At 58.0% G+C, this 15,298-nt stretch carries 7 protein-coding genes, 2 tRNA genes and 2 rRNA genes; 9 read left to right on the top strand and 2 right to left on the bottom strand.

Annotated features, from left to right (window positions below):
• Position 1 precedes the first annotated feature (1 nt).
• Genes SDENCHOL_RS06305 through SDENCHOL_RS06325 form a run of 5 tightly spaced genes read left to right on the top strand, consistent with a single transcriptional unit; the run spans position 2 to position 7,525 of the window.
• Entirely contained in the window at positions 2-4,420 is a 4,419-nt protein-coding gene (locus SDENCHOL_RS06305; RefSeq protein WP_154716463.1) for a beta-ketoacyl synthase N-terminal-like domain-containing protein, read from the top strand.
• Positions 4,421-4,422: 2 nt separating this feature from the next.
• Positions 4,423-4,707 carry an acyl carrier protein gene (locus SDENCHOL_RS06310; RefSeq protein WP_154716464.1) on the top strand — a complete coding sequence of 95 codons (285 nt, stop codon included), beginning with the start codon at positions 4,423-4,425 and terminating at the stop codon, positions 4,705-4,707.
• Positions 4,708-4,711: 4 nt separating this feature from the next.
• Positions 4,712-5,890 (top strand): glycosyltransferase, encoded by a 1,179-nt coding sequence (locus tag SDENCHOL_RS06315; RefSeq protein WP_154716465.1) that lies wholly within the window; start codon positions 4,712-4,714, stop codon positions 5,888-5,890.
• Positions 5,891-5,900: 10 nt separating this feature from the next.
• On the top strand, positions 5,901-6,671 hold the full coding sequence (locus SDENCHOL_RS06320; protein ID WP_154716466.1) for an alpha/beta fold hydrolase: 771 nt from the start codon (positions 5,901-5,903) through the stop codon (positions 6,669-6,671).
• Positions 6,668-7,525 carry a class I SAM-dependent methyltransferase gene (locus SDENCHOL_RS06325; RefSeq protein ID WP_231912924.1) on the top strand — a complete coding sequence of 286 codons (858 nt, stop codon included), beginning with the start codon at positions 6,668-6,670 and terminating at the stop codon, positions 7,523-7,525. Before SDENCHOL_RS06320 ends, SDENCHOL_RS06325 begins: the two co-directional genes overlap by 4 nt.
• 37 nt (positions 7,526-7,562) lie before the next feature.
• Here the strand turns inward: SDENCHOL_RS06325 and SDENCHOL_RS06330 are convergent, their stop codons facing one another.
• Both SDENCHOL_RS06330 and SDENCHOL_RS06335 read right to left on the bottom strand, forming a co-directional pair.
• Positions 7,563-8,771, bottom strand: a complete 1,209-nt coding sequence (locus tag SDENCHOL_RS06330; protein ID WP_154716468.1) for a hypothetical protein — start codon at positions 8,769-8,771, stop codon at positions 7,563-7,565.
• A gap of 142 nt (positions 8,772-8,913) precedes the next feature.
• Entirely contained in the window at positions 8,914-9,774 is an 861-nt protein-coding gene (locus SDENCHOL_RS06335; RefSeq protein WP_172955013.1) for an HDOD domain-containing protein, read from the bottom strand.
• Between the two features lie 450 nt (positions 9,775-10,224).
• Here SDENCHOL_RS06335 and SDENCHOL_RS06340 point away from each other — a divergent pair.
• The 4 genes from SDENCHOL_RS06340 to SDENCHOL_RS06355 all read left to right on the top strand — a co-directional run bounded on the left by SDENCHOL_RS06340 (position 10,225) and on the right by SDENCHOL_RS06355 (position 15,255).
• A 16S ribosomal RNA gene (locus tag SDENCHOL_RS06340) occupies positions 10,225-11,770 on the top strand.
• Positions 11,771-11,822: 52 nt separating this feature from the next.
• Positions 11,823-11,899: transfer RNA gene (locus tag SDENCHOL_RS06345), tRNA-Ile, on the top strand.
• Between the two features lie 117 nt (positions 11,900-12,016).
• Positions 12,017-12,092: transfer RNA gene (locus SDENCHOL_RS06350), tRNA-Ala, on the top strand.
• 278 nt (positions 12,093-12,370) lie between these two features.
• Positions 12,371-15,255 (top strand): 23S ribosomal RNA (locus tag SDENCHOL_RS06355).
• Together the 16S and 23S rRNA genes with 2 tRNA genes alongside form the textbook arrangement of a ribosomal RNA operon.
• Positions 15,256-15,298: the final 43 nt, after the last annotated feature.

The following is a 15,298-nucleotide window of genomic DNA, read 5'->3' on the forward strand; positions in this document are numbered from 1 at the left end:
TGTGACCGCCCAGCCGCCCAGCGAGCCGATCGCCATCATCGGCATGGCGTGCATCTTTCCCGGCGCGCCGAATCTGCAGCGCTACTGGGACAACATCGTCAATGGCGTCGATGCCATCAGCGAGGTGCCGGAACAGCGCTGGGCCTCGCTATTCTACGATCCCGATTCCGGCGAAGTCGATCGCTTCTATTGCCGCCGCGGCGGTTTCGTCGATGACTACGTCGATTTCGATCCGCTCAAATATGGCGTCATGCCCAGGGCGGCCGCTTCGGCCGATCCCGATCAACTGCTGAGTCTGCGGGTCGGCATCGAGGCACTGGAAGATGCCGGCTATGCCAGCCGTGAGTTTCCACGCGAGCGTTGCGGCGTCATCATCGGCCGCGGCAACTATCTGAGTGCCGGCACGCTGCGTCTGGAGCAGCATGTGCGGCTGGTGCAGCAGCTCCTGCAAACTCTGCAGGAGCTGTTTCCCGCTCTGGCCGAGGAACAACTGCAGGCGGTGCGCGAGCAGATCAGAAGCAAGCTCGATTATTACGGGCCGGACGTGGCCATCGGCATGATCCCGAATCTGGTCGCCTCGCGTCTGGCCAATCGGCTGGATCTGCAGGGCCCAGCCTATACGGTGGATGCCGCCTGCGCCAGTTCGCTGCTGGCCATCGAGCAGGCCTGCGAGTCGCTGCGCGTCCGGCAGACCGACATGATGCTGGCCGGTGGCCTGCACTTCACGCATGACCTGACTTTCTGGGCGACTTTCTGCCAGCTCGGCGCCCTGTCGCGCAGCCAGGTCGTCCGGCCGTTTTCCGCCGCTGCGGACGGCATCCTGGCAGGCGAGGGCATCGGCATGCTGGTGCTCAAGCGCCAGGCCGATGCCGAGCGTGATGGCGACCGGATTTATGCCCTGATCAATGGTGTTGCCTCGGCCAGCGACGGGCGCAGCAGCAGCCTGATGGCGCCTTCGGTGACTGGACAATTGCTGGCGCTGCAGCGTGCCTGGCAGCAGACGGATCTGCAGCGTGATCGACTGGGCCTGCTGGAGGCGCATGGTACGGGAACGCCTGCCGGCGACCAGGCGGAGCTGCAGACGGTGCAGGCGTTTTTCGGCGCCTGGCAACCGGGGGCGGATGAGGGCGTGCTGCGGCCGGTGCTGGGTTCGGTGAAATCGATGATCGGCCATACCATGCCGGCAGCGGGCGTGGCTGGCGTCATCAAGGCGGCGCTGGCGGTGTACCACGGTGTGCTGCCGCCGACCCTGCATTGCGAGCAGCCGCACGAGCTGCTTGCTGCGACACGTTTCCGCGTGCTGGGCAAAAGGGAGCCGTGGCCGCAACAGGATACGCGGCGTATCGCCGCCGTGAATGCCTTTGGCTTCGGCGGCATCAATGCCCATGTGGTGCTGAGTCGATACCGGCCGCCTTGCGCGGCGGAAGCCTCCGAACCATCTGAACCATCCGTCTTGCCCAGGGTGGTGACCCTTGCGGCCGACAGCCGCGAGGAATTGCTCGCGCGCCTGCAGCAACAACGATGGGATGCGCAGTCCGGCGCGGGTAGCTGGCGACTGGCCATCATTGAACCCAATGAGAAACGCATCGAACTTGCCCTCAAGGTGGTCGACAAGGGCCAGGCTTGGCATGGACGCAATCAGATTTATTTTTCGCCGGACTGTCTGATCGGCAGCGGCGGCAAGCTGGCGTTTGTCTTCCCCGGCGTCGACAGCGCGTTCGAGCCGCGCGCGGCAGATGTGGCGGCTCATTTCCATCTGCCTTTGTCCGAGTTCTGTAGCGCGGCCGATCCTGCCGTCGATCTGCCGCACGTCGTGCTGGGGCTGAACAGTTTCAATCACCTGATGTTCAATGTCCTCAGGCGCCTGCGCATCGAGCCGGACGGGCTGGCCGGGCACAGCATCGGCGAGTTTTCCGCCATGGCGGCAGGCGGCATGCTGACCCAGGAGCGTGTCGATGCCGTGATGGGCGTGCTCGAGCAGGATCCGACGACATTGCAGGTGCCGGACGTGATCTTTCTGGCCGCTGCCTGTGGTATCGAGGCGGCGCAGGCGGCACTTGAGGGCCTGGAGGATATTTGTGTTTCACATGACAATTGTCCGCACCAGGTCATCCTCTGCGGCAGGCAGGCCGCGGTAGAAACCGCCGCCCGGCGGCTGCTGGACAAGAACGTGCTGAGTCAGAAGCTACCGTTCGTCTCGGGCTTTCATTCGCCGATGTTTGCCGCGCACATGCAGCAGTATCGCGACTTCTATGTCGAGACCGAGCTGCGTGAGCCGGATATTCCAGTGTGGTCGGCAACTTCCTGCAGCCTGTTTCCCGCCTCGATGACGGACAAGAAGACGCTTGCGCTCGAGCACCTGGTGCAGCCGGTGCGCTTCCGCCAGTTGATCGAGAACATGTATGCCGACGGTTTCCGCGCCTTCATCCAGGTGGGCACCGGCAGCCTGGTCGGTTTCGTCGAAGACATCCTGAAGCATCGTCGCCATCTGGCCATCAGCGCCAACGTCGCCAAGCGCAGCGGCATGGAACAGTTGATCCACCTGCTTGCGGCACTCTGGGTAGAGGGTGCGGACATCGATACGACGCTGCTGGGATTCGAGGGTGCACGTGCGGCAGCGGCTGCCTCGCCTTCGCCCAGCGCGATCAAGCTGCGGCTTGGCGTGCCGCTGGTCAAACTCGACCGGCCCTTGTCCGGGCAGGGCGTGCCGGCCGTACAGGGCGCGGTTTTGCCGCAGGACGGCAACGATCCGCTGCAGGCTTTGTACAACCAGACCATGCTGAGCATCCAGCAGGCAGCGACCGAGATTCAGTCGCTGTGGCAGATGCGTCGCAAGACACCAGAGCCCGTCACCGGCATGATGCCCCAGCCCCCCGTGACGGCGGCCGCGACGGAAGTGCCTGCCGCGCCTTTCAAGCGGATCGTGCGTCAGCGTCTCGACATCGACACGAATATTCCCTACGTGGCGGACCATGAGCTGTATCCGCAGCGCCCGGGTTGGCCTGTGCTGGCCGACCGTCATCCGGTGGTGCCGCTGACCATGGAAATCATGCTGATTCGCGATGCCATCGAAGCCAGTCTGCCGGGTTTCGTGGTGATCCGCTTCAGGGAAGTCCATGCCTTCAACTGGCTGGTGGTGGATAAGCCGACCGATATCGATATTCATCTGGAGATGAAGCAGTACCCGGAAATCGAGGTCGGCATCGAGGGCTACATGAAGGCCAAGGCGGTGATCGACACGCACTATCCTGCGCCATCCAGCCGTTTTGAAGGGCAGCGCAGCGGCGTGTTCGAGCGGCGCTCGCAGAAACGCACGGTGCAGTTCGAAAACCAGCGGGCAACGGCGATCGATGCGCGCAGTCTGTATGCCGATCGCTGGATGTTTCACGGCCCCGCCTATCAGGGCGTGACGCAGTTGGGGCCGATTGCCGACAATGGTATTTGCGGCCGCCTCAAGGTGACTGCCGGCAAGGGGGCATTGCTCGACAACATGGGACAGCTCGCCGGCTACTGGGTGATGGAGCAGGAGCGTGACTGCCTGGCGATGCCCATCAGCGTCGATCGGGTCAGCTTTTATGGTCCGGATCCCGGGATCGGCAGCGAATTCGATTGTCAGATCTGGGTGCGGCATATCGATGGCGTCAGTTGCGTGACCGATCAGCGCCTGGTGAATGCGCACGGCCAGGTGGTCATCACCATGGAAGGCTGGCAGACGCGGCGCTATCAGATGGACCGCAATTTCTTCCTGCAGACCAAACAGATACAGCAAAGGCTCGTCTGCGAAGTGCTGGATGCGGGCGTGGTGCTGTTCCACGATCGTTACGATACGGCAATCGTGCGCGACTATCTGGCAAAACGCTTCCTCAACCGTCCCGAGATGGCCGAGTATGAAGGGACTTCACCGCGCCGGCGCAGGCAATGGCTGAATGGCCGGGTTGCCGCGAAGGATGCCGTGCGTGAGTATTTGTGGCGCAAGCATGGCTGCACCGAGATTTTCCCCAAGGAATTGAGAGTCGGTAATAATGCGCAGGGTCAGCCGCTAATCAGTCCGCATGTGCATGCGACATTTGCCGAGCAGTTGCACGTCTCGATTGCCCACAAAGACTTGCTGGCGCTGGCAAAGACGGATGAGAAGCCGGTCGGGGTGGATATCGAAAGAATCGAGATGCGCAGCGATGAGTTCATCGGCCTGGCAATGACGGCAGAGGAAATCGCGCTGCTTCCAAAAACAGAGCGTGATGAATGGGTGGCCCGTTTCTGGGTGAGCAAGGAAGCTGTGGCAAAATTGGCGGGTGCCGGCTTGGGCGGAAGGCCGAAACAGTTTTGCGTCCGGCAAATCGACGGGCAAAAGCTGCAGGTCAATGAACAATGGGTTATCACGCGTAGAATCGGTGACTACATCATCGGATGGACAATTTGAAAATGGCAGAAAGCAAGGACGCGGTACTCGCGCAGGTCATAGACATCATTCGTCGGGCAGTGGATGAAGACTGGATACTTGATTTCGACATCGACGCACAGACCAGCTTCAACGACGATCTGGAACTGGAAAGTATCGAATTCGTCGGCATTGCCGAGAAAATCCAGGAGCACTATGGCAAGCACATCGGCTTCATCGAATGGCTTTCGGGCATGAAGATTGACCAGATCGTCGCCCTGACGGTGGGGGATCTTGCAGATTTCGTATACGGGCATCTTCAGGCCTGAACGAATGGCGCGTATCCTCATTACCGTGCCGCCCCTAACGGGACACGTCAATCCGGCACTTTCCGTTGCAGTTGAACTGGAGCGGCGTGGGCATGAGGTGCACTGGGCGGTACATGACACGCTGGCAGGCAACCTGCTGCCGGAGGCGATGCCGGTCTTCACGCTGCCGATAGCCGCGGATTTCATGGCCAGCCTGCAGGAGAAGTCGCAAAAGGTGCGTGGCCTGGCGAGCGTCCAGTTCCTGTATGAGGATTTCTGCCTGCCGCTGGCGCGGGCATCACTGGCGCCACTCGAGCAGATCGTCCGCGATTTCCGCCCGGATCTCATGCTGTGTGACCACCAGATGCTGGCCGGCGCACTGGTGGCTCGTCAGATGGGCGTGCCCTGGTTGTCGCTGGCGACGACCAGCGCCTCGATACTCAAGCTGTCGCATGTCGACGTCGTGGAGCGCTGGCTGATGGATCAGCTGCGTGAGTTGCAAGTCGCTTACGGCGTGCGCGAGATTGTCGAACGGCCGGATTTTTCACCTTACGGCGTGATCGTCTTTTCCTCGCCCGAGCTTATCGGCAGCCAGCATGAATGCTATGCGGCCAACTATCATTTCGTCGGCCCGGCTTTTTCCCATCGGCCGCAGACCGTCGATTTTCCGTGGTCGCGCCTGGATCCCGGGCAACAGAAAATTCTCGTTTCACTGGGAACGGTCTCGCGTGACCGTGGCCTGCGTTTCTTCGAGGTGCTGATCGAAGCGCTGGCTGGACTGCCGTTGCAGGTCGTGATGGTCGGCCCGGAAGTTCTGCGCGAGAAGGCGCCGGATAATTTCATCATCCAGCCACGCGTGCCGCAGTTGGCATTGCTGCCGCAGATGACGGCGGTCGTGTGTCACGCCGGCCACAATACGGTGTGCGAGAGCCTGTCATTCGGGCTGCCGTTGATCGTCGCGCCGATTCGCGATGATCAACCCGTCATTGCCCAGCAGGTGATCGATGCGGGCGCTGGCCTCTACATGCGCTATGGCAAGGTGTCCGTCACGGTGGCGCGCGAGACGGTACAGCGTCTGCTGGCCGAGCCGCAGTTCCGCGTCAATGCACAACGCCTGGCCGACTCCTTCAAGCGGCTGGGCGGCGCAAGCCAGGCGGCCGATATCGTGCAGGAACAGCTTGCCGCCATTCCCGTGCTGAACTGAAGACTGCCCCATGGTGTCGTTGCGTGCGAATGGCGTCACCCTGCATTGTCAGCAACTGGGTTCCGGTCCCTTGCTGGTCATGTGCCACGGATTGGTATTCGGTAGCATTGCAACCTGGTATTTCACTGCGGCGGCGAAGCTGGCAACACGCTTCAATGTCCTGCTCTACGATCAGCGCGGCCATGGCAAGAGCGATCTGGCCGCGTCGGGCTATGATCTGGAAACCATGACCGCCGATCTGGAAGGCTTGCTTGAGCATTTCCAGCATGAAAGGAATGGGCGGGATGATCGGAAAGTCATTCTGGTCGGCCACAGTTACGGGGCGCTGATCGCCCTGAACTATGCGCTGCGTCATCCCGATGCGGTGGACAAGCTGGTGTTGATCGATGCGCCATTGCCGGCGAATCGTTATGTTTATCCAAGCATGTCTACTGCGGATAGTCGCGAGGCGCTGGATCGGCTGTTCCCGGCAGCGCTCAAGCAAAAATTGCGACAGGGCAACCGTTCCGCAAGTCGTTTGCAGGAACGGATGGAATATCTTTTTCTGCAGAGCAGCCTGCGCCAGGATGTGGCAGCCGCTGGAGACATCGAGGATGAGCGTCTGCGTCGTCTGACGATGCCGGTCCTGTGTCTGTATGGCCGAAACTCCGATTGCCTTGCCGCCGGCGAGCGGTTGGCGCGTGTGATGTCGCACGCGCGCCTGCAGATTCTCGAATGCGGCCACTTCATTCCGGTTGAAGCGCCCGAGGCCATGACCCGCGCATTGGATGAATTCCTGTGAATACCCGGCAGCGCCGGGAGATCATGGGGAAAACCCGGCAACGGATTCCACATTCGGCCCTCTATACGGCGGCAACCTGGAAGTGGGGTGGCTTGCCTTGTGCCGACATCGTCTTGCCGCCGGGAGCAAAGGGCATCTTCCGCTTGGTCAATGCCTATCTTTTTCTGTATCGCTTGCTGAATCCGCAGAAGATATCGCTGAAGCACAACCTGCTGCATCGACATGCGCTCATCGACGCGCTGCTCCGACGTTCTTCCTGCCGCCAGGTGATTGAGATCGCTGCCGGGTTTTCGCCGCGCGGCTGCATGGTCAGCGCCGATACGGCTTATCGCTATTTCGAGCTGGATCTTCCCGAAGTGGTGGCGCTGAAGCGTGAGCAACTCGAGTCGACTCCCGAGGGGCGCGCGATACTGGCGCGCTCGAATTTCACCCTGCTGGAAGGCGATATCACGCGGCTGGATTTCTCCTCCTTCGCTGCCGTGCCCAGCTTTGTCATCAGCGAAGGCATCATGATGTATTTCAAGCGCGAGGCGCAGATGGCGATCTGGCGAAACATTGCCAAGTTCATCCGTGCCCAGGGCGGCGAATACGTGTTCGACTACATTCCGATCGATGATGAACCGCCGCGCAGCCGGCCCGGTCAGTGGCTGAGCGATCTGCGTCATCGCTTGACCAATCCGCCGCCGCCCTTCGCTTACGACGAGCGCACCCGTCAGGATGTCGCAGCGGATTTGATCGAGGCGGGTTTCTCGCAGGTCGAAGCCATCGACACGCGCATGGTGGCGCGCAGTTGGTCATTGCCTCACGCGGCTGTGCCGACGCGGACGATCATCTACCATTGCCGCTGTCGCTGAGGTGCTTTCTTTCCTTCTTGCCAGATCCCGGCGTGACTCAGGCGCTCATGGACTGCTGGAATTCCTCGATGAGCCTGTCGAGCTGTCCATCCTTGTTGAAGGCCGCCGGCGTCGAGAAGACCACCTCGGTATGATCCGAGTGGTTCATGATGACGACGTTCATTTTGCCGACCGATCCGGGAATGCCGATGCAGGTCGTTGCGTTGAATTGCGGACATGAGTAGTCTCCGGGCTTGAACATGCCCATCGAAACAAGGCCGCCACTCGGTATGACCTTGTTCTTGGCATAGAGCAGCTTGTCGGCGTTTTTGCGCATGTCTTTGCCCAATATCGACAGGGGAATCCACGGCACCCATTTGAAAATGGGCGGGATGATGCAATCGAGATAGCTCTTGATTCCTTGATTGATCTGCTGCATGACGCTCTTGGCGGTGGAATCCGGATCGACCTTCACGCGCAGGTAGCCGGTCATGTTCGCCGTGGTATTGATCTCCTCACGCAAGCCGCGCATGTCAACGGGAATCGTGAAGCCGACCTCGCCTTCGCCATGCTTGCGTGCGTACTGCGCAAGAAAGACGGCCATTTTCGGCAGCATGTTGCCGATGTTCTTGTCGATGATGACGCGCCGCCAGACGTAGGACAGCGTTTCTCCTTCATGGGCGCTTGGCTGCAGGATCGGCATGCATTCCATCTCGACCTGCTTGCCCTGGATTTTGTCCTGGAATTTGAGGCGAACATCGGTATCGGTCAGCGTCGAGGATGAGCCGATGGGCTGCTCTCCGCGCAGGATGCGAAAGACATCCTTGACGAAATGCTGCAATCCGCGCGCGTCCATGGCCGCGTGGAGCACGCGGACGACGATGCGCGTCGTTTCACCGGGTATCAGGTACAGGTCGCAGACTGCACCACCATTCAATGCATCGAACGAGGTTTCCATGAAGTCGGCACCACGTTCGCTGAAGCAATCCCAGTGTGGTACCTGGATTTCATGGACAACCGGCGCAATGCCGCTGTCAACCCATTTCGCGAAGCCGAGAAAGGATTTCAGGCGCACCCGAGCGCCCGGATTTTTTTTCGCCGCAATGTCTACGGCAGCCTGCAATTCCTTCCGTGTGATGCTGCCTCGGCCTTCGGCAAGCGCCACGATGTTGTAGCGATAGAGTTCATTGATCGCCAGAGAGAAACGCTCCGTCGCGGACATGCGACGTGAATACACCGGACGGCTGGTCTTCTTGATCGATGTCATCAGCGATATTCCAGATTGTCTCGCGGAAGGAAAGCGGGTAGTGGAAGCGGCGGAGTTGGGCTCAGTCATGTTGCATTTGATTCTAGCAGCGACACATGCGCCATTCGGGCACCGGGTTGCGCTGATGGAATCGTTGCCATGCTCACGCCGGATTCGAGGGGGCCAACAGCGGGAGAATGTGGTCGGCATCGACTCCCAGTTTTTGCGGCAGCATGTCATCGCTGATGCGCAGCAATTCCTGGATAGCTCTGAGATCGTCCGGCAGCGCGGCGTCGTTCCAGCCATTGGCAGAGTGGCGTGCCAGATCGACCGCGAGGGCGACGGTTCTGACGCGTGGATTATTCGCGTTGCTGTGGTCCATCAGCATCGTCAAGAGTTGCGGCAAGCCCCAGTAGCGCACGAGTGCCTGCTGCAATTCGAGCATGGTGATGCCATAGGTTTCAACCTGTGCGGTTGCGCTGCGCATGTGCGGCTCGGCGGACTTGCGTTCTTCGACACGCGACGCGAGTTCGGGTGCAAAACACCACATCAGAATATCGGCAACATCGTGCAGCAGCGCGGCCAAGGTGATTTCATCGACATTCAGGTCATAGCGATGTATTGCCCAGTCACGCGCCCAGTGCGCGGCTCGGCGCGATCGATTGACGGTCTTGAGCAGTCCAAGCAGGGCTTTGGGGCGACTCTTCAGATGTTCCTCAACGCGCAGCAGCTTGTCGAAATGGTGAAAAAACGGGCCGATGCCGATCATCAGCAAGCCCTGCTCGATGGTCGTGATGTCGGTCAATTGTGTTTTCCGGCGATGCTGGGCGAGATGCGCGAATACACGCAACGTCATCAGCGGGTCCTGCAGGATGATGCCCGACAAGGAACGTACATTCACGCTTTCCGCCTGCGTGCGCAGCTTGTCGAAGGCCTCGACCGTATGCCTGAGCACGGGCAGTTCCGCGCCGGCAAGCGACAATACCCAGGCGTCGGTATCTGGCAGGGGATGGTCGATCAGCATGCATGTACCCGCTCGGGAATGAAACATGCGCTGATTATGGCAGTACATGAGGGGCGTGGCGGCTTCAGGTCATTGAAATCATGCCGGATATCCCTTGATGCAAGAAAAAATTCGCGCAGGGGGTTTACAAGCGCTTTTGTGCTGCCTATAATTTCCCTTTTCCTGCTGCCAGTCATTGGCGGCCCACTTCGACTAGGGGTGGAAGTGGAAGGATCTTTAAAAACTGGACAACCGATAGGTGTGGGTACTTGTTGGGTTGTGGTTGATGTTTTGGGTGCTGAGATCGAAGGCGCCTGGGCGGATCGGGAAACTGGTCTGGGCTTGAAGCTACGTTGATCGCATCAAGAGACAAGTGCTCATACGAAGAAATACCCGATGGGCTATTGAAAGATGGTTTATCGGGCCGAAGATTCGTTTTGAGTAGAAGTATGTAAGTAAGACGCAGGAATTGAACTGAAGAGTTTGATCCTGGCTCAGATTGAACGCTGGCGGAATGCTTTACACATGCAAGTCGAGCGGCATCGCGGGAAGGGTAACCGGACTGGCGGCGAGCGGCGAACGGGTGAGTAACACATCGGAACGTACCCAGTCGTGGGGGATAACCACTCGAAAGAGTGGCTAATACCGCATACGACCTGAGGGAGAAAGCGGGGGATCGGAGACGACCTCGCGCGATTGGAGCGGCCGATGTCTGATTAGCTGGTTGGTGGGGTAAAGGCCTACCAAGGCGACGATCAGTAGCTGGTCTGAGAGGACGACCAGCCACACTGGGACTGAGACACGGCCCAGACTCCTACGGGAGGCAGCAGTGGGGAATTTTGGACAATGGGGGGAACCCTGATCCAGCCATTCCGCGTGAGTGAAGAAGGCCTTCGGGTTGTAAAGCTCTTTCGGCAGGGAAGAAACGGACTGGGCTAATACCCTGGTTTACTGACGGTACCTGAAGAAGAAGCACCGGCTAACTACGTGCCAGCAGCCGCGGTAATACGTAGGGTGCGAGCGTTAATCGGAATTACTGGGCGTAAAGCGTGCGCAGGTGGTTGTTTAAGACAGATGTGAAATCCCCGGGCTCAACCTGGGAACTGCGTTTGTGACTGGACAGCTAGAGTGCGGCAGAGGGGGGTGGAATTCCACGTGTAGCAGTGAAATGCGTAGAGATGTGGAGGAACACCGATGGCGAAGGCAGCCCCCTGGGCCAGCACTGACGCTCATGCACGAAAGCGTGGGGAGCAAACAGGATTAGATACCCTGGTAGTCCACGCCCTAAACGATGTCAACTAGGTGTTGGGGAAGGAGACTTTCTTAGTACCGCAGCTAACGCGTGAAGTTGACCGCCTGGGGAGTACGGTCGCAAGATTAAAACTCAAAGGAATTGACGGGGACCCGCACAAGCGGTGGATGATGTGGATTAATTCGATGCAACGCGAAAAACCTTACCTACCCTTGACATGCCAGGAATCCCGGAGAGATTTGGGAGTGCCCGAAAGGGAGCCTGGACACAGGTGCTGCATGGCTGTCGTCAGCTCGTGTCGTGAGATGTTGGGTTAAGTCCCGCAACGAGCGCAACCCTTGTCATTAGTTGCCATCATTTGGTTGGGCACTCTAATGAGACTGCCGGTGACAAGCCGGAGGAAGGTGGGGATGACGTCAAGTCCTCATGGCCCTTATGGGTAGGGCTTCACACGTCATACAATGGTCGGTACAGAGGGTTGCCAAGCCGCGAGGTGGAGCCAATCCCAGAAAGCCGATCGTAGTCCGGATCGCAGTCTGCAACTCGACTGCGTGAAGTCGGAATCGCTAGTAATCGCGGATCAGCATGCCGCGGTGAATACGTTCCCGGGTCTTGTACACACCGCCCGTCACACCATGGGAGTGGGTTTCACCAGAAGTAGGTAGTCTAACCGCAAGGGGGGCGCTTACCACGGTGAGATTCATGACTGGGGTGAAGTCGTAACAAGGTAGCCGTATCGGAAGGTGCGGCTGGATCACCTCCTTTCTAGAGAAACCACAAGTACCCACAACCTATCGGTTGTTGAAAGCTGTCAAACGGGTCTGTAGCTCAGCTGGTCAGAGCACCGTCTTGATAAGGCGGGGGTCGATGGTTCGAACCCATCCAGACCCACCAAGCGTCAAGGCGGACAATCGAATCATTGCCGATCAAGCAGTTGAAGTACTGTGTTTGGTTGGTGGATGTTTGGTTGGTCCGGATTGAATGCGTCAGGCGAAGCATGGCGGATTCAAAGGGGGATTAGCTCAGCTGGGAGAGCACCTGCTTTGCAAGCAGGGGGTCGTCGGTTCGATCCCGTCATCCTCCACCAATGCCGTGAGGTGTCAGGAGTGCAGCATCGAGTGCAGAGACATGCGCCCGAGGCCTCACCCCTCACCCCTTACAGGGTTGAGACAGTTCTTTAAAAATTTGGAAGAAGTAAATGTTCTGTATTCTTCGGAATGCTGGGGAATACCTGGTATGAAGGGGGATACGGGCATGGGTTGTGATTGTATCGTTGCATCCTGGTGTTTTATCAGGGTGCGGCACAAGCGTGACACGCGAGTTCTGTAACCGCGACTGACAGTCAGCCAGTCCGCAAGGTTATAGGATCAAGCGAATAAGTGCATGTGGTGGATGCCTTGGCGATTACAGGCGATGAAGGACGTTGTAGCCTGCGAAAAGCTGCGGGGAGCTGGCAAACAAGCTTTGATCCGCAGATGTCCGAATGGGGAAACCCGGCCCGCAAGGGTCATCCCTGGCTGAATACATAGGCCAGAGGAAGCGAACCCGGTGAACTGAACCATCTAAGTAGCCGGAGGAAAAGAAATCAACCGAGATTCCCAAAGTAGTGGCGAGCGAAATGGGAACAGCCTGTACGATTTAACTGTTGTGTTATCAGAACGCTCTGGAAAGGGCGGCCATAGTGGGTGATAGCCCCGTATGAAAAAACACGGCAGCGGAACTAGGCGTACGACAAGTAGGGCGGGGCACGAGAAACCCTGTCTGAACATGGGGGGACCATCCTCCAAGGCTAAATACTCGTAATCGACCGATAGTGAACCAGTACCGTGAGGGAAAGGCGAAAAGAACCCCGGGAGGGGAGTGAAATAGATCCTGAAACCGCATGCATACAAACAGTGGGAGCCCCGCAAGGGGTGACTGCGTACCTTTTGTATAATGGGTCAGCGACTTACGTTTTGTTGCGAGCTTAACCGAATAGGGGAGGCGTAGCGAAAGCGAGTCTGATAAGGGCGCTTTAGTAGCAAGGCGTAGACCCGAAACCAGATGATCTACCCATGGCCAGGATGAAGGTGTGGTAACACACACTGGAGGTCCGAACCCACTAATGTTGAAAAATTAGGGGATGAGCTGTGGGTAGGGGTGAAAGGCTAAACAAATCTGGAAATAGCTGGTTCTCTCCGAAAACTATTTAGGTAGTGCCTCATGTATCACTCTCGGGGGTAGAGCACTGTAATGATTGCGGGGGTCATCGCGATTTACCGCGTCATAGCAAACTCCGAATACCGAGAAGTGCGAGCATGGGAGACAGACGGTGGGTGCTAACGTTCATCGTCAAGAGGGAAACAACCCAGACCGCCGGCTAAGGTCCCGAAGACATGGTTAAGTGGGAAACGAAGTGGGAAGGCATAGACAGTCAGGAAGTTGGCTTAGAAGCAGCCATCCTTTAAAGAAAGCGTAATAGCTCACTGATCGAGTCGTCCTGCGCGGAAGATGTAACGGGGCTCAAACCATGCACCGAAGCCGCGGATATCCGTAAGGATATGGTAGGAGAGCGTTCTGTAGGCCGTTGAAGGTGTCTCGTAAGGGATGCTGGAGGTATCAGAAGTGCGAATGCTGACATGAGTAGCGATAAAGGGAGTGAAAAGCTCCCTCGCCGAAAGCCCAAGGTTTCCTGCGCAACGTTCATCGGCGCAGGGTGAGTCGGCTCCTAAGGCGAGGCCGAAAGGCGTAGTCGATGGGAAACAGGTTAATATTCCTGTACCGATCTTGAATGCGATGGGGGGACGGAGAAGGTTAGGTCAGCCGGGTGTTGGACGTCCCGGTTCAAGCCTGTAGGCGTGCTGCGTAGGCAAATCCGCGCGGCTTAGCTGAGAGGTGATAACGAGTCTTCTTAGAAGACGAAGTGATTGATACCCTGCTTCCAGGAAAAGCCTCTAAGCTTCAGTTCAAGATTGACCGTACCGCAAACCGACACAGGTGGGCAGGATGAAAATTCTAAGGCGCTTGAGAGAACTCAGGAGAAGGAACTCGGCAAATTGACACCGTAACTTCGGGAGAAGGTGTGCCTCGATAAGGTGAAGTCCCCGCGGACGGAGCCGTAAGAGGTTGCAAAGAATCGGTGGCTGCGACTGTTTAATAAAAACATAGCACTCTGCAAACACGAAAGTGGACGTATAGGGTGTGACGCCTGCCCGGTGCCGGAAGGTTAAGTGATGGGGTGCAAGCTCTTGATCGAAGCCCCGGTAAACGGCGGCCGTAACTATAACGGTCCTAAGGTAGCGAAATTCCTTGTCGGGTAAGTTCCGACCTGCACGAATGGCGTAACGATGGCCACACTGTCTCCTCCTGAGACTCAGCGAAGTTGACATGGTTGTGAAGATGCAATCTCCCCGCGGCTAGACGGAAAGACCCCATGAACCTTTACTGTAGCTTTGCATTGGACTTTGACGGGACTTGTGTAGGATAGGTGGGAGGCTGTGAGACTCGGTCGCTAGATCGAGAGGAGCCATCCTTGAAATACCACCCTGGTGTCGTTGAGGTTCTAACCTTGGACCGTGAATCCGGTTCGGGGACCGTGCATGGTAGGCAGTTTGACTGGGGCGGTCTCCTCCCAAAGGGTAACGGAGGAGTACGAAGGTCTCCTAGGTACGGTCGGACATCGTACTGATAGTGCAATGGCAAAAGGAGGCTTAACTGCGAGACCGACAAGTCGAGCAGGTGCGAAAGCAGGTCATAGTGATCCGGTGGTTCTGTATGGAAGGGCCATCGCTCAACGGATAAAAGGTACTCTGGGGATAACAGGCTGATTCCGCCCAAGAGTTCATATCGACGGCGGAGTTTGGCACCTCGATGTCGGCTCATCACATCCTGGGGCTGTAGTCGGTCCCAAGGGTATGGCTGTTCGCCATTTAAAGTGGTACGTGAGCTGGGTTTAAAACGTCGTGAGACAGTTTGGTCCCTATCTGCCGTGGGCGCTGGAAGTTTGAGAGGACCTGCTCCTAGTACGAGAGGACCGGAGTGGACGTACCCCTGGTGTACCGGTTGTGACGCCAGTCGCATCGCCGGGTAGCTAAGTACGGAAGAGATAACCGCTGAAAGCATCTAAGCGGGAAACTCGCCTCAAGATAAGACTTCCCGGGGGCTCGACCCCCCTCAAGGGTCGTCCAAGACCAGGACGTTGATAGGCTGGGTGTGGAAGCGCAGCAATGCGTTAAGCTAACCAGTACTAATTGCCCGTGTGGCTTGATCCTATAACCTTGCGTGACTCCACGCCACAATCAAAACCCCACTTCT

The sequence above is a fragment of the Sterolibacterium denitrificans genome (assembly GCF_900174485.1).
In the GTDB taxonomy this organism is placed as follows: Bacteria; Pseudomonadota; Gammaproteobacteria; order Burkholderiales; family Rhodocyclaceae; genus Sterolibacterium; species Sterolibacterium denitrificans.